This is a genomic window from Exiguobacterium sp. BRG2, assembly GCF_031844245.1.
Classification (GTDB): domain Bacteria; phylum Bacillota; class Bacilli; order Exiguobacteriales; family Exiguobacteriaceae; genus Exiguobacterium_A.
In genome coordinates this window covers 119,600-134,848 of sequence record NZ_JAUZUW010000006.1, presented here as the reverse complement: position 1 = coordinate 134,848, position 15,249 = coordinate 119,600, and the positions used below count along the sequence as shown (strand labels likewise).

General features: G+C 44.2%; 13 protein-coding genes. 5 read left to right on the top strand and 8 right to left on the bottom strand.

The window, feature by feature from the left end; translation table 11 throughout:
• Window positions 1-36 precede the first annotated feature (36 nt).
• Window positions 37-1,272 (bottom strand): peptidase T, encoded by a 1,236-nt coding sequence (gene pepT, locus Q9R23_RS09985; RefSeq protein WP_311246984.1) that lies wholly within the window; start codon window positions 1,270-1,272, stop codon window positions 37-39.
• Between the two features lie 109 nt (window positions 1,273-1,381).
• Between pepT and Q9R23_RS09980 the strand changes: the two genes are divergently transcribed.
• Entirely contained in the window at window positions 1,382-2,380 is a 999-nt protein-coding gene (locus Q9R23_RS09980) for a zinc-binding dehydrogenase (protein WP_311246983.1), read from the top strand.
• A gap of 84 nt (window positions 2,381-2,464) precedes the next feature.
• Here Q9R23_RS09980 and Q9R23_RS09975 read toward each other — a convergent pair whose 3' ends face one another.
• Complete coding sequence (locus tag Q9R23_RS09975; RefSeq protein ID WP_064300724.1) at window positions 2,465-3,649, bottom strand: class I SAM-dependent rRNA methyltransferase; 1,185 nt, start codon at window positions 3,647-3,649, stop codon at window positions 2,465-2,467.
• 186 nt (window positions 3,650-3,835) lie between these two features.
• Between Q9R23_RS09975 and mutT the strand changes: the two genes are divergently transcribed.
• Window positions 3,836-4,240, top strand: coding sequence for an 8-oxo-dGTP diphosphatase MutT (mutT, locus tag Q9R23_RS09970; protein ID WP_064300723.1), 405 nt, complete (start codon window positions 3,836-3,838; stop codon window positions 4,238-4,240).
• On the opposite strand, the gene Q9R23_RS09965 is transcribed toward mutT, so the two are convergent.
• The 5 genes from Q9R23_RS09965 to Q9R23_RS09945 all read right to left on the bottom strand — a co-directional run bounded on the left by Q9R23_RS09965 (window position 4,215) and on the right by Q9R23_RS09945 (window position 10,447).
• Window positions 4,215-7,379 (bottom strand): DEAD/DEAH box helicase, encoded by a 3,165-nt coding sequence (locus Q9R23_RS09965; RefSeq protein WP_311246982.1) that lies wholly within the window; start codon window positions 7,377-7,379, stop codon window positions 4,215-4,217. The two genes, mutT and Q9R23_RS09965, sit on opposite strands and share 26 nt — an antisense overlap.
• A gap of 126 nt (window positions 7,380-7,505) precedes the next feature.
• Entirely contained in the window at window positions 7,506-7,958 is a 453-nt protein-coding gene (locus tag Q9R23_RS09960) for an OsmC family protein (protein WP_133208492.1), read from the bottom strand.
• An 80-nt stretch (window positions 7,959-8,038) separates the two neighbouring features.
• On the bottom strand, window positions 8,039-8,971 hold the full coding sequence (locus tag Q9R23_RS09955; protein ID WP_133208435.1) for an aldo/keto reductase: 933 nt from the start codon (window positions 8,969-8,971) through the stop codon (window positions 8,039-8,041).
• Between the two features lie 13 nt (window positions 8,972-8,984).
• Window positions 8,985-9,875, bottom strand: a complete 891-nt coding sequence (locus Q9R23_RS09950) for an aldo/keto reductase (RefSeq protein ID WP_311246981.1) — start codon at window positions 9,873-9,875, stop codon at window positions 8,985-8,987.
• An 86-nt stretch (window positions 9,876-9,961) separates the two neighbouring features.
• The gene (locus Q9R23_RS09945) at window positions 9,962-10,447 is read right to left on the bottom strand and encodes a cupin domain-containing protein (RefSeq protein ID WP_023469764.1); all 486 of its coding nucleotides are present in this window, start codon (window positions 10,445-10,447) and stop codon (window positions 9,962-9,964) included.
• A 156-nt stretch (window positions 10,448-10,603) separates the two neighbouring features.
• On the opposite strand from Q9R23_RS09945, the gene Q9R23_RS09940 reads away from it, so the two are divergent.
• The 3 genes from Q9R23_RS09940 to Q9R23_RS09930 all read left to right on the top strand — a co-directional run bounded on the left by Q9R23_RS09940 (window position 10,604) and on the right by Q9R23_RS09930 (window position 13,441).
• Window positions 10,604-10,885: a putative quinol monooxygenase gene (locus tag Q9R23_RS09940; protein WP_029342949.1), complete on the top strand. Its 282-nt coding sequence runs from the start codon at window positions 10,604-10,606 to the stop codon at window positions 10,883-10,885.
• 231 nt (window positions 10,886-11,116) lie between these two features.
• On the top strand, window positions 11,117-12,520 hold the full coding sequence (locus tag Q9R23_RS09935) for a YfcC family protein (RefSeq protein WP_069940101.1): 1,404 nt from the start codon (window positions 11,117-11,119) through the stop codon (window positions 12,518-12,520).
• 99 nt (window positions 12,521-12,619) lie between these two features.
• Window positions 12,620-13,441 carry a DUF1028 domain-containing protein gene (locus Q9R23_RS09930; RefSeq protein WP_214856598.1) on the top strand — a complete coding sequence of 274 codons (822 nt, stop codon included), beginning with the start codon at window positions 12,620-12,622 and terminating at the stop codon, window positions 13,439-13,441.
• Between the two features lie 39 nt (window positions 13,442-13,480).
• Here Q9R23_RS09930 and Q9R23_RS09925 read toward each other — a convergent pair whose 3' ends face one another.
• Window positions 13,481-15,118: a glycosyl hydrolase family 28-related protein gene (locus tag Q9R23_RS09925; RefSeq protein ID WP_311246980.1), complete on the bottom strand. Its 1,638-nt coding sequence runs from the start codon at window positions 15,116-15,118 to the stop codon at window positions 13,481-13,483.
• Between the last annotated feature and the right edge of the window lie 131 nt (window positions 15,119-15,249).

Below are 15,249 nucleotides of genomic sequence, written 5' to 3'. Positions count from 1 at the left end.
AAAGCAGATTCTCAGCGCTGAGAATCTGCTTTTTGATTAGCGCGAAGCTTGTTCAAATCCTTGAGCGATGACAATGATCACTTGTGTTGCTTTGACCATATTATCGACCGAAATGAATTCAAACTTGCCGTGGTAGTTCTCGCCACCGGTAAAGATGTTCGGTGTCGGAAGACCCATGTATGAAAGTTGTGAGCCATCCGTTCCACCACGGATCGGCTTAATGATCGGTGTGATGTCAAGCGACTCCATCGCTGCATGAGCGATATCGACGATGTGCATGTGGGGCTCGATTTTTTCACGCATGTTGTAGTACTGATCGTGTAAGTCGATTTCCACACTACCAGCACCATACTTTTTGTTCCACTCATCGACAAGGGCAGACAAGAAGTGTTTCCGTCCCTCGAAGGCTTCACGATCAAAATCACGAATGATGTAGTCGAGCGTCGTTTTTTCGACCGAACCGTCAAATGAAATCAGATGGAAGAATCCTTCAAAACCATCCGTGAATTCAGGAGACTCTTCTCCGGGAAGACGATCGTGGAACGCCATCGCATGTTTCTGCGAATTGACCATCTTATCTTTTGCTGTTCCCGGATGGACATTTGTTCCGTGGAAGACGATTTTAGCCGCCGCCGCATTAAAGCTCTCGTATTCAAGCTCACCAAGCGGACCGCCGTCGACCGTATAAGCATACGTGGCATCGAACGCTTCGACATTAAAGTGATGTGGTCCACGACCAATCTCTTCGTCAGGTGTGAAGGCAACACGAATGCGACCATGCTTAATTTCCGGATGTGAAATCAAATGATGCATGGCTGTCATGATTTCTGCGATTCCGGCTTTATTATCGGCTCCGAGTAATGTCGTCCCATCTGTCGTCATCAAGGTGTGACCGACGTAGTTGTGCAGTGCAGGAAAATCAGTTGGCGATAGAATGACGGATGGCACTTCACTTAACGTGATGGGATGTCCGTCATACGCTTCCACGAGTTGTGGACGGACATTCGTACCTGTGAAGTCTGTCGCTGTATCGAGATGAGCGAGAAAACCGATTGTTGGAATGTCTGCATCTGTATTGGCAGATAATGTCGCCATGACATAACCATTATCATCAACGGTGACTTCTTCCATGCCAATTGTCTTTAATTCTTCTACGAGCAAACGAGCTAGTGTCCATTGCCCTTCTGTCGTTGGAACAGTCATACTCTCATAGTTCGACTGTGTATCGACTTTCACGTATGTAGTTAGACGATCAATCAATTCTTGTTTCAAATCAAAAACGTCCCTTCTCGTCATAAGATATCTTCATCATAGCATGAACGACTAATGTGAGAGAATTCTGAATCATGATAGACTAATATTGAAAAAGGGGGAATTCTTCATGAGAGCATTCGTAGTCGATCAGTACGGAAAAAATGCATCACTTACAGAAAAAGACGTCACACCCGAAAAAGCGGAGAAGTACGAATTACGGGTTCAAATCGAGGGGTCAAGCATCAATCCACTTGATACGAAGATGTTTTTCGGACATGTGGCGGCGGCTTCAACGACTGGAATTCTCCAGGGTGATGTAACGGGGAAAGTGATTGAAATCGGGGAGGGGGTGACGTCTTTTTCTGTCGGCGATCGCATCGTCGCATTCGGCGGTGGACTTGGAAAACGCGCCGGTGCGTTAGCGGAAGAAATGCTTGTGCCTGAACAAATGGCAGTCTTACGACCGGAAGGGGTCTCGGCTGAGGTTGCTGGTTGTTTACCGGTGATTGGGTTGACGGCGATGGAAATTTTAAGAGAGCGAATCGCGATTACCCCAGGCATCCGTGTTTATGTAGCAGGTGGAACGGGTGGAGTAGGACATCTTACCGTGCAACTCGCGCGTCATTATGGATGCGACGTCACAGCGAGCGCCTCTTCTGACGAGAAGGCAGCTTGGCTAGAAGCGAAAGGGATTCGCGTTCATCGGTACAAGGAAGAATCAGCTGAAGCGTTATTAAACCGACTTGATCTGGACGGATTCGACGTCATCATTGATACAGTGGGTGGTGACCATTTACAAGAATCGTTCATACTCGCAAAAGAGCGGGGACGCATCATTTCGATCGCGACGCGGACGACACAAGATTTAACGATGATGCATAGTAAAGCCTTGTCCCTTGAAGCTGTGTTCGTCGCGCTTCCGTTACTGAAAGGAAAAGTAGATGAGATGAAACAACAGCAACGTCACTTATCAGAACTCGTTCATTTAGTGGAAGAGGGTGTCGTCGAGATTCGGATTGAAGAGCAGATTCCTTATGAACGCGATGCGTTAAACGATCTCTATCAACGATTTGATCAAACATCACACTTTGGTAAGGTGAGTGTATATCCAACCCATAAAAAATGATTCTCCATTCATTTTACATTTCCTGTTAAAAATATAAAAAATCCGCTACTGAAAAATTCGGTAGCGGATTTTTTAAATAACAGATCATTTACGGCGAACAAGAATGCTTTTTGGAGCGAGTTGTGGCATGGAAGGAGGAGTCGGGAAATCTTTCTGCTCCGGTTGCTCCCATACGACTTCGAATTTTTGACGCAACTTGTTGAATGCCTGCTCGACAGCTTTTTTCAATTGTGAGGCATCAAGAGCAGGACTATCTGTCGTAATCGCAAGCAGTCCTCCACGATTCGTCAGATGAATGACTTTTTGGATCCAAAGGGCGAGATCCTGTTCCGTCCGAAACTGACGCGTCCGTGTATTAACTTGTACGGGCGGATGGAATAAGACGACGTCAAAACGAGTCTTCTTATCCGCTTGTTCGATGTAGTCGAACGCATCCTGAACTATAATCTTCTGTTTTTCGGGAGTAAAACTGTTCAACATCAGATTATCTTTTGTCTTATTTCGACTACGTGTCGAGAAATCAACGCTTGTCGTTCGGGCAGCTTCACCATAAAGGGCAGCTACCGTTAACGTTCCTGTATCGGAAAAGAGGTTAAGTACGGTCTTTCGTTCGACGGAATCGAGAAGGATTCGGCGTAGTTCACGTTGGGCAATGTCAAAACCAGTCCGCATGCCAGCATCCAAGTCATACTCATACAACACACCATATTCTTGTGCGACTTCAGGAAAATCGCCTCGTTCCCCCTTCAAAAAGTCGTCGCCTTTGACCGGTTGAAGATCGACGAGGAAATCTCGTTTTTCATAAATGCTTCTATAATTCAGTAGTGATTCAAGAGCCTCAAGAATCAGTGGGCGGAATGTATAGATGCCTTCATTTTCGAATGTAATGAGGTAATGATGATCATAACAGTCGATCGTCAAACCACCAATACCATCTCCAGCACCGTTAAAGATACGGAATGCTTCTGAATACTCTTCAAAAAATTCATTTCGTTTGTCTAACGCTTTTTCAAAAAGTTGTTTGAAGAAGGCGACATCAATCGCTTCTTGCTCGTCCATTGAGAGAGTCCAACCGACACCTTTTTCCTGCTTGCCAAAATAACCGGTCGCGAGGTATTCTTTATGTTCTGTCATCAGATGAAGCAGTCCGCCTGCCTCTTTGACATGGTGCAAAGCTTCGAACATTTCCTTGCGTAACGCGGGATACCCGCTTTGAATCGATTCAATCCATTCTGGTTTGACGACAACTGGATAAAGTTCACGGGACATGTTAGTTTCCTCATTTCTACTTGTGGATAAGTGGCATAAGTATACCATAAATGGGGTTATCCACATGTGGATAACTGGATATAAATAAAACCGCTATTCTTTGCATAAGTCAAAGGAATAACGGTTTTTTGTTATGATAAGCAGAGAACTGAAAAATCTATAATGATTTGGAGTGAAACATAAAAAATGAAAAAACATGTTCAAGTCGTAGGGGCTGTCATTCGCAACGATCATAATGAAATATTGTGTGCACTTCGTAGTAGCCAAATGTCATTGCCCAACTTATGGGAGTTTCCTGGTGGAAAAATTGAGCTACATGAAACGCCTTCGCAGTCTTTAGTTCGCGAGATCAATGAAGAATTAAAATGTAACATTAAGGTCAAACAACCAATTGAAAAAACGACGTACGAGTACGATGCTATTATTGTTACACTGCATACGTTTGAAGCTGAAATCGTAACAGGAGAACCGATTGCCGTAGAACATGCAGAGCTTCGCTGGGTATCTGTTTCAGATCTTGATCAGCTTGAATGGGCTCCTGCCGATATTCCTGCAGTTGAGTACATTAAGAAAGAGTTTGCCACTCTTTAAACAGTTCAATTGATAGTGGAGAATGAAGTGACCAAGTCACACTAATCGGTTTAGAACCTGTACTTTGAAGATGCTTTAACTGGCCAAAGTATGTGAACGGTAGCGTTTTTCCTTGTTCTTTATCTGCTTTACGCATAAACAAATGAATACGAATTCCTTCGCTCTCATGGTTTTGATATAAAGTACCGGCTTTACCTGTAGCAGTTGCATTACTTTGAGACTGCCAGTGGAAACGATATTGATCTAAGAAATAATCGTTATATTTTAGTTGCTCATCAATGGCTTCATCTTTGTGTAAATTCACGAATAAAATGTAATCGTCACCAGCTTGAGCTACGCCTTCACGCCAAGAACCTTCCTGACTTGGTGAACAAAGAAGACGTTGGATAACAGAACGATTGTATGTTTGATGTAATAGAAACGCCTGGTCTTCGATCAACCAGTTAATTCGATCTGGTAGTTGATGAAATGCAAGTAGACCTGCTTGGATAAAATGCATCATATATGAACGTAATTCAGTTGATTGTTGAAGTGCTTGGACGACTGTATTTGAAAAGCGATAGCGCTCTTCTGATACAGCATCTAGCAATTGAATACGGTCATTTTTAAACGCAGTAGACCAGCGTTTAAAAAGATGATGAATAATAGGTCGCTTTGAAAAAGAGTGATTCGTCGATAAGGCGAATTCTTTGAAAACTTCTTGTTCAATATCTTGTACTGAAGCAGAAGGATGATGCAGTAAATGTTTTAAAATCAGTAAGCTGAAGGGCTCACGAATTGGGAATAGCCCTTCGAGCTGTTCAACAATTTTGCGTGTTGTGTCATCGAGCAATAAACGTAGTTCTTCATCGGTAGCATGTTTTTCAAGTTGTTTAAGACGTAATGTACTTCTCCATTGCTGAACAATACTTTCAATAGCTGGTGCGTCTTTATGCGTAACTAAATCATTTAAACTCGGAGGATTTCCGATCATACGTGTCAGCCTTTGATAACTTTCACGGAGCTGTTTGCTAGCTGAAAACTCTATTTTTTTCATTTGTTCAATAATAAATCTTTCTGTAATTGAATCTAGAATGGCTAAAGATCCTTCCGGTAAAATCGGAAAATGCTGTTTTACAGCAGTAGCAATTTTATAACGATCAATAGAATGAAACGATTGTTGACCAGACAACACAAGCGGTGCAACAAAAGCCTTTTGACTATTTCCGATAAAATCTAAAATCGTAACAAATTCTTTTGAGCTATGTTTACGTAAGCCTCTCCCCAATTGTTGAATAAAAATAGTAGGAGACTCCGTAGGACGTAAAAATAGCATGAGATTGACTTTTGGAATATCGACTCCTTCGTTAAACAAGTCAACTGTAAAAATATATTGTAGTGGATCTTGATCGTCCTCTAGTCGGCGAATGGCTTCTTCGCGTTCTTCTTCAGACTGTTTACTTGTAACAGCCATTGCTTCAATTTGATGTCGTTTAAATTCTTGCTCCATAAACTCTGCATGATTGATATTGACGCAGAATCCTAATCCAACAGCCTGATTACCACTGAATCCAAATTTACGAATCATTTCAACAATATAATCTGTTCGTGTTGAGCGTTCGAGTGCAACAACAAGATCTTGTTCTACATAAAAGCCGTTTTGTTGAGGAATAAGAGAATAATCAATCGATTCATCATCTTGAATACCAAAATAATGGAATGGTGAAAGTAAATCTTGTGCTAAGGCATCATACAGACGAACTTCGTAAGCGACATTATAGTCAACAAGCTGGAAGATATTTTGACCATCCATTCGTTCTGGTGTTGCCGTTACGCCAAGCAAAAATTTCGGCGTAAAGTAGTTAAGAATGTTTTGGTAAGAAGCAGATGAAGCGTGATGGAATTCATCAATAATGATGTAGTCAAACGTATCCTGTAAAAATTGATTAAGATGAACCTCTTTTGAAAGTGTTTGAACGGTAGCGAAGATAAATTGTGCATCTTGAATTTGTTGTGATCGTGAATATCTACCAAATGTATAACTTTCATTTGAAAAAACTTGTCTAAATGTATGCTCAGCTTGTGATAGTAATTTTCCGCGATGTGCAACAAATAACACTTTTTTAGCCTGAGCTTGACGGACATCAAATGCTGCTAAGTACGTTTTCCCCGTTCCTGTTGCCGCAATGACCATTGCTTTTGTTTCTTTTCGCTCGCGCAAACGATCCAGTTCTTCTAAAGCCGGAATCTGCATGAGGTTTGGTTCAATAACGGTGTAATCGACAGCGGGTTCGGCAATTGTATCGCGGATAGAAAATGATTTTATAGGTGGTGTTTCTTGTTGGTACTGTTCGTATTGAAGTAATAATTCTTCTGTACATATAGTCGCTTCATGGCTGTTCCAAAGCTGTTCAAACAAGCTTTTCGCTTGAGTGACTAATGTTGTGACGGGTGTAGAAGGTATACGAATATTCCATTCCATACCGTGTGTTAAAGCCGACTTTGATAAATTAGAGGAGCCAACAATAGCACTATCTAACTGATCAGGACGAGAAAATAAATATGCTTTCGGATGGAACGCATGATTTTTTTTAATCGGTTCATAAATTTTTACTTCGATATTGCTGAATTCCATCAACTGCCGGATAGCCTTCGCTTCTGTAATATTCATATAAAATGAAGTCAAAATGCGAATTGGTTTGTTTTGAGCTTCTGCTTCTTTTAAAGCTGGTACAAGCGTTTGGATTCCAGAATGTCGTGTAAAACTCACCATCCAATCAGCAGCAGATGCTGTCCATAATTCTTGATTGATATGATGCAATAACTGTTCTTGTTCGGGTTGGCCAGGAGCGATGAGTTCCCAAGCACGCAAAGAATTTTTATATTGTGTAGGTAAAGCATGAGTTGTGCTAGTAGAGAGTTCACGATGAAGTGGCGAGTCGATCGGAGGTTGATTTAAATGCAGGAGCCATTCATTGACTGTTTCAACCATTTGATCAGGTTCATCTTGTTTTTGTAAATGGTCTAAAGATTGATATAGTACTTGATTGAGGTGTGTAAGTAATTCTGTTGTGTAGTCATGTGCTGGTACAGAGACACTTGTTGTATCGGATTGTGAGTTAGTTTCAGTTGAAGAACGTAGTGTTTCATAATAAGACATGGTTATCCTCCGAATGATAGTAAATGGTATTTACAATGAGTAAATCATCAATAATATACCAATAAATAGATAAATAAAGTAAAAAATCATCATTTAACTAAAAAGTTAAGCGATGATTTTTGTTTGTTAATTTGATATTCGCTCCACAACAGCCTCAAGCGATACTTTAACATTACCAGCTAGCGCCCGCGTAATCATACACGAACCTTCCGCTTTTTCAGCAAGACGTTGTGCCTTCTCCACATCACGATCCGACAGATCAGATGGCAATAAGAGTTTCGGACGATGAATGATCGCGTCGTATGTGAAGACACCGTTCGTGACATCGACGATGCCTTCAGATTCCATCGTTAACGAGACTTTTGGAATGTGACTACGCTCAAGCATCGCGGCAAGCGTGATGATATAGCACGTAGCAGCAGCCCCGAGTAACATCTCGTCTGGATTCGTACCAACCCCTGGACCATCCATGGCGTCCGGAATTGAGATTTTTGTTTTTAGTTCACCCGTCTCGATCTGACCGACATCATTGCGATTGCCCGGCCAGTCTGCGGTTAAATGAAAATGGTGCTTCATGATCAATCGCCTCCATGCCTCCATCATACGAAGTTTAGTATGATTTTTCGCCTATTCTGCTCATGTGCATAGGAAGAGACCGATTAGCTAAAAATTTGGTCGATTTTTTTGATATCCTCTTGCGACAACTGAACGTCTAACGTACGCAACGTATCCGTCACCTGATCTGGTCGTTTGGCACCAGGAATGATGGCATCGATGCCGTCCTGTGCCAAATACCACGCGAGTACGACGTGTGCGACTTCCGCATCGTGTGCTTCTGCGATCGGACGTAGTTGATCGACTTTTGCGAGATTTTGTTCGAAGACATCTTTTTGGAACAAGGGATCATTTTTTCGTAGATCATCAAACGTCGTCTCTTTCGTATATTTCCCTGCCAATAATCCAGCAGCGAGTGGGAAGTACGGGACGAAGGACATACCGTTCTCAACGATATACGGGAGTAATTCTTTTTCCGCATCCCGTTTGAATAGGTTGTATTCCCCTTGATAAACGTCGACATGTCCGTCTTTGTTCGCTTCCTTCAGTTGTTCGAGTGAGAAATTCGAGACACCGATTGCGCGAATCTTTCCTTCTTTTTTCAGTTCAGCGAGTGCTGCGACCGCTTCATCCTTTGGTGTCGATTCATCCGGAAAATGAATGTAATACAAATCGATATAGTCTGTCTGAAGACGTTTTAAACTCTCTTCGACCGATTGACGGAGAAAGTCTGGTGAATTGTTCATGACGACGTTTCCGTCAACGAACTGATGCGCACCTTTCGTCGCGAGGACGACATCTTCTCGAGCGACCGTATCGTTCCAGACCTCACCGACGAGTTCCTCCGAACGTTCTGGTCCGTAGATAAAAGCTGTGTCAAGGAAATTGATTCCTTGCTTCAAAGCGACACGAACGAGATCGCGTCCGGCTTGCTCATCGAGATTCGGATACAAGTTGTGTCCACCGACAGCATTCGTACCGAGACCGATGGGGTGAACGAATAAGTTAGATTGACCGAGTTGAACATGTTTTGTCATGAAAATGACCTCCTTAAACGATATCGAGTGGTTCTTTTTTCGTTGGTGCTGGGAACGCTTGATCAAGTGCAGCGAGCTCTTCCTCTGTTAAATTCAGAAGCGCAGCGCGACCATTGGCTTCGACATGATGTGCCTGACCAGCCTTAGGAATCGCGATGACGTCACCTTCACGAATCGCCCATGCGAGTAGAATCTGTGCCGGTTCAACGCCATGTGTCTCAGCGAGTTCCTCGACGGTCGGATGATTCAGAAGTTGATCACGTAATGAACCACCTTCTGCTAGTGGGCAATACGCCATCACTGGTATACCATGCTCACGTAGTAACGGTAATAGTTCATACTCGATTCCGCGTGATCCAAGGTGATAGAGTACCTGATTGACAGCGCATTGATCACCATTTGGCAGTGCCAACAGTTCTTTCATGTCTGATACGTCAAAGTTCGATACACCCCAACGGCGAATCTTTCCTTCTTGTTTTAAAGCTTCCAGTCCTTCGACGGTTTCTTTCAGTGGAATGTCGCCACGCCAGTGCAGAAGGTACAAATCAAGGTAATCGGTACCAAGACGTTCAAGTGTGTTGGAACAAGCCTGCTTCAATGCTTTCCCACCAGCATGATGCGGATAGACTTTCGAAACGAGAAAGACTTCCTCTCGTCGATCTGCGATTGCGTCGCGAATCAATTCTTCAGAAGCACCTTCTCCGTACATCTCTGCCGTATCGATGAGTTCCATTCCGCTATCAAGACCGACACGGAGTGCTTCGATTTCTGCTTCGTGCTTCTCCGACTCTTCTCCCATCCGCCACGTACCTTGTCCGAGTGCCCGAACATGCGTCTGATCGGGAAACGTCACCGTTTTTTGCTTTAATGCAGCAAGTATCAACGTCTTTTCTGTTGCGTTCATCGTTCTTCCTCCTTTAGTAGAGAGACAATAGTAGGGTTTACCACGCGAACTCCGAACAAAAACGTCTTCTTCAATAGAAGGAGACGTCACCAATGCTCAAACAAGGGACCGTGATCACCGAATACAGGATCTTGAGTTGGGCGCATCACCTGACGAATACGTTGAAGATTTTCCGGGCGTTCACTTGTTTGACCTGTCAGCGTATCGTAATCTTGACCATCCGGATAGGCACCGATTACTCGAAAGTGTCGACTTGTATCAAGTGCTTTATGTCCCGTACCTGCAGGAAGTAAAAGAATATCTCCACTCGTCAAAGTGAAGGTCTTACCGAGCGGACCACCCAGCTGAACGGTTGCATGCCCTTCAAGAATCCCGATCACTTCATGAGCGATACTATGATAATGATGAAAGTCAAAAATCCCATCCACCCAGCTGTTACGCCAGTCATGTGCATGGAAGGTCTGTTCGATGTGTGATGGCTCTGCAAATGCGTGCCGATAAATCAACACGGGGAATGTCGGGTTGTTCGGAATGTGCCCGTCATCCTCAAAATAAAATACCTCAACGCGCATCTTCGTTGCTCCTTTCTCTGGTGTGGCACAAAGTAATAATTACATCTGTAATTACCCGTAATTAAATATCATCAATCGTCCGAGCATCTTTATGGCGTAACGAATTCGGAGGTGCTAAGATGCTTAAGTTAACGAAATTACAAAGGAGGCTTTCCGATGATCGCCATCGAAGCAAAATTAGAAGTACAACCCGCGAAACGAGAAGAATTTTTAGAAGCAACTAAAACACTAGTTGCAGGATCACGTGCTGAAGCAGGAAACATCAGCTATGACTTATTCCAAAGCACAGAAGACGAAAATGTCTTCATGATGATTGAAAAATGGGAAGACCAAGCTGCAATCGAAGCACACAACACGAGTGCTCATTTCGGACAATTCGTTGCGTTTGCACAAACGGCTCTTGCTAAACCATTAGACGTTCAATCGTTCCAAGCATAATCATAAGAGATTGACGTAACACATAAGGAAGGTATTCGGGGTTCATGGCCTAGAATACCTTCCTTTTTTGTTTCATGCGACACGGTTGATCAAAGCCTCTACTTTTAACGAAACTTTAAGTTAGCAGTATTCCACTTTTCTTTTACAATCATATGACATTTCATTGAAACTGTTAGTTTTTCCCTGATTAGGGCATTATTCTTATAAAGACACAAAAAGGAGGCTTTTATCATGAATGAACGAACGAATGCACCAGGGTCGAAGCGATCATTCTTCAAGATGCCTCATACTTACGCCATTATCATGGCAATTCTCATCATCTCAGTCATCTTGACGTATACACTTCCAGCAGGACAATTCGATCGTGAAAAGCAAGACGGACAGACTGTCGTCATCGATGGTACATATCGCGCGGTAGAGTCTGCGCCTGTCAATCTCTTTGGTTTATTTGAAGCAATTCCGCAAGGCATGGAAGCGGGTGCTGCGATCATTTTTTACATTTTCTTAGTTGGCGGTGTCTTCGGTATCATTCGTCAAACCGGTGCTATTGAAGCGGGAATCAATCAATTAATCCGTCGATTTGGTCAAAAAGGGCACATCATGATTCCGATGACGATGTTCGTCTTTTCGATTGCCGGAGCAACGATTGGTATGGCAGAGGAAACGATCATCTTCGTGCCGATTGGGATCATGTTAGCGCGTGCCCTTGGATATGATGCGATGACAGGAGCTGCAATCGTTAGTTTAGGAGCGGCGGTTGGTTTTGCTGGCGGGATGCTGAATCCGTTTACGGTAGGTGTCGCTCAATCAATTGCGGAAGTACCGCTCTTTAGTGGTCTCGGGTATCGAACGGCTGTGTATATCGTATTTTTAGCGGTGACAATTCTTTATGTCATGAACTACGCACGGAAAGTCAAACATGATCCGGCGCGCAGTCTTGTTTATGATCTCGAACAACGTCGTTCGGAAGAAGCAGCGACGACAATTTCGCGCTTTTCGAAACGTCATGCTTTCGTCTTACTGGTTTTAATCGGTGGGATCACGCTCAATGTGATCGGAATCTTTGAGTGGGGCTGGTATTTGACGGAATTAACCGCATCCTTCTTGATCATCGGGATGATTGCGGGAATCGTTACGCTTGGTGTGAACGGTACGTTCGAGAGTTTGATTGACGGGGCGAAAGCCGTGACGTTCGGTGCATTGATCGTTGGCTTTGCTCGTGCGATTGTCGTCATTCTTGAAGAAGGTCGTGTCATTGACACGGTCATTTACGGCTTATCGAATGCCGTAGGACATTTACCGACGTTCTTTGCCGTCATCGGGATGTACGCCGTGCAATTGATTACGAATTTCTTCATTCCATCGGGAAGTGGACAAGCGGCGACGACGATGCCCATCATGGCACCATTGTCCGATTTATTAGGAATCGAGCGTCAAGTGGCTGTCTTGGCATTCCAATATGGGGATGGATTGACGAACATGATTTTCCCGACGAGCGCACATTTGATGGCGTTTCTCGCGATTGCAGGCATTCCGTATGAGAAATGGTTACGCTTCGTTTGGAAACTCTTCGCGATTTGGATTGCCTTGGCATGTGCTGCCTTATTACTCGCTGTGACACTTGGTATTCAATGAAGTCGACCTTCCGGACATGTGTCTGGAAGGTTTTTCAGTTGCAGGAATCGGGAAGCGTTATCACGAACGGAATAGGTAATGACTAAAGGGGGAACTGAAGTGACATATTCAATCGTTGGGTATTGTGAAAAAGAACAAGCATGGGGCGTTGCCGTTCAGTCGAAGTTTTTAGCGGTCGGGAGTGCTGTTCCGTTTGCGAAGGCAGGAGTGGGTGCGGTAGCGACACAGTCGTTTGCAAACACGACGTATGGTCCTGAAGGATTGCGGATGATTGAACAAGGCGCTTCAGCGGACGAAGTGCTCCGTCGATTGACGGAAGCAGATGAAGGACGAGCGGATCGCCAGGTCGGGATCATCGATGCGAATGGCAAAAGTGCGACTTTTACGGGAGAGAGATGTAACGACTGGGCAGGCGGAATTGCGGGGAAACATTTTGCGGCGCAAGGGAATATTCTTGTAGATGGCAATACGGTCAAAGAGATGGCACGTGTCTTTGAATCGACGCAAGGGCCACTCGCAGAACGGTTGTTGCGTGCGTTGGCTGCGGGGCAAGCAGCAGGCGGGGACTCACGTGGAATGCAATCAGCAGCACTGCTCGTCGTCAAGGAAGGTGGCGGGTACGGTGGATTCAACGATCGCTATATTGATCTACGTGTTGATGATCACCCGAATCCAATTGAAGAACTCGAACGCATCTATCAATTGCACACACTTTACCTACAACCGAGTAAGCCGGAAGAAATCAAGCCCATCGATGATGCGTTAGAGTCGGAGTTGATGGATAAATTATTGACACTTGGCTATCGCGGTGATTTCGAAGAAGCGCTCCGGACATATCTTCATACGGAAAACTTTGAGATGCGCGAACAAGCGGATCGTGCGATTGATACACGTGTCCTCGCGTACATTCGATCCCAATGAAAACGACAGGATGGACCACAGTCCATCCTGTCGTTTTGTTCATGCTTGCGTCGACTGAGCACGAATCGGTACTTTAAATCCGGTCGCGATGAACCGTTCCGTTTCCGGTTCCGATTTAGCATTCAAGCCAACCGTCCCATCTCCTTTTAGTGCCACATTCGTTAACTTAACGCGATTGATGTCAGGACCGATCGTAATCCCGTGTTTGGCAGAATCCTCGATCCGGATATCCCGAAGGCGTACATCCTCAGCTCCGTTTTCTCCACCAAAGATTTGAATATCCGTTTTTGCGTGGCGAAATCCACTCATTTTTAACTGACTGATCGTAACGTTGCGCGCCTTATATTGTATTCCGATCATTGGCTGTTCTTGGTAGTCATAATACGGATCACCTAGCACCGTGAAATCATGAATGACGACATTACGATAAGCGGAAACGACGAGTGCGCGCGGTTTTGAATTCGTATATAGCTCCGTATATTGAGGAGTCTGAGCAATCAAGCGTGTTGCGATGATATTGTAAGCCGTCTGAGACGTTGGATCACTTGCTTGATGATGCCCGATATGGCGAAAATTAAAGGCACGGTGGTCATCAATTGATAAATGACCAACGATTTTAACAGTTGAGGCAGCAGAAGAGGTCGCATGCGCCTTGATTTCAAGTCCACCGAAGCAACGACTTGATGCGTTATTGAATAACCAGATATCGCGTGACCCATCATCGATTTCAATCCCATTCGAATTGGAAAAACCTTCTGCATGGGCACGTCCACTTGGGTCATGCATAAAGCAGTTCGAGATGAAGAGATGGTCACTATGATGCGTCGTGATCCCGTCGTCTCCGAATCCAGAACCAGTCAATCCATCGAACCAGATGAATGAACTACTTAAATTCGCTCGTGCTCCGTCCCCGTTGTAATTGTAATACGGTGTTGAGATATCAAAACAGTGGAGTCCCGGGTTGACAGCCTCTACATCAAAGACCCAACCATAGGTGACATGCGCGTATGTGAGACAACTGGAGTGATTGCCCCATGTGCTACTTTTCTTCACGTCACCGATTCGTTTGATGTTCCAGTCAAGCGTCATTTTCTCGACGAGTAGGTGATGATTGCCGAGAAGATAATTTTGGTTCGTTACAAGACGTCGTCCTTTAGGTGCGTCATCGTGCATCTTTAAAATCGTTTTCCCTTTGCCGGCTCCTGTTAAGATCGTATAACTAGGCAAACGAATTCCCCGAACGATGTACGTACCAGTTGGGACATGGACTTGTCGATGTCCATCACCGAGTGCGTCGATGAATGCTTGTGTATCATCCGTTTGTCCATCACCGACTGCTCCAAAGTCAGTGACATCGACGGTTTCGACATCGCTGATCAAACGTTCGAATTCATGATTGAGCCGCCCGAACCAACTCGGTCGAATCTCATCGTGTGGCGTTACGAAAGCTGGTGTCAGCGGTAGGATATGTTTATCACGGTTTGTCAAAAATAACGGTGAGATCATCGAACGAAGTGTTCGACTGAGGTTAGGATCACGTCGTGGTGCAATAAATGTACTATCGTGTAGTAGTTGTTCTGCTTGTCGAACAGCCTGTTCGTTGCTTGATGTTTCAACGTATTCTTGAATCAGCGCCGCATTTTGATACGGATCATGCGTGTGATCGAGTTTCAACATGAAATAGTTCTCCTCTCTGAATAGGTCTGTCTACCTTTTCCCCTCTAATTGAACAATCATTCCTTGTTTCATAACATCCATAAAAATACACTAAAACTATACAGTTGGATTATAATGGATTTATAAAAAGG

Coding starts and splice junctions, on each gene's coding strand:
- Q9R23_RS09980 (WP_311246983.1), top strand. CDS start 1,382: ATGAGAGCATTCGTAGTCGATCAGTACGGAAAAAATGCATCACTTACA.
- Q9R23_RS09975 (WP_064300724.1), bottom strand. CDS start 3,649: ATGTCCCGTGAACTTTATCCAGTTGTCGTCAAACCAGAATGGATTGAA.
- mutT (WP_064300723.1), top strand. CDS start 3,836: ATGAAAAAACATGTTCAAGTCGTAGGGGCTGTCATTCGCAACGATCAT.
- Q9R23_RS09965 (WP_311246982.1), bottom strand. CDS start 7,379: ATGTCTTATTATGAAACACTACGTTCTTCAACTGAAACTAACTCACAA.
- Q9R23_RS09955 (WP_133208435.1), bottom strand. CDS start 8,971: ATGACAAAACATGTTCAACTCGGTCAATCTAACTTATTCGTTCACCCC.
- Q9R23_RS09950 (WP_311246981.1), bottom strand. CDS start 9,875: ATGAACGCAACAGAAAAGACGTTGATACTTGCTGCATTAAAGCAAAAA.
- Q9R23_RS09945 (WP_023469764.1), bottom strand. CDS start 10,447: ATGCGCGTTGAGGTATTTTATTTTGAGGATGACGGGCACATTCCGAAC.
- Q9R23_RS09940 (WP_029342949.1), top strand. CDS start 10,604: ATGATCGCCATCGAAGCAAAATTAGAAGTACAACCCGCGAAACGAGAA.
- Q9R23_RS09935 (WP_069940101.1), top strand. CDS start 11,117: ATGAATGAACGAACGAATGCACCAGGGTCGAAGCGATCATTCTTCAAG.
- Q9R23_RS09925 (WP_311246980.1), bottom strand. CDS start 15,118: ATGTTGAAACTCGATCACACGCATGATCCGTATCAAAATGCGGCGCTG.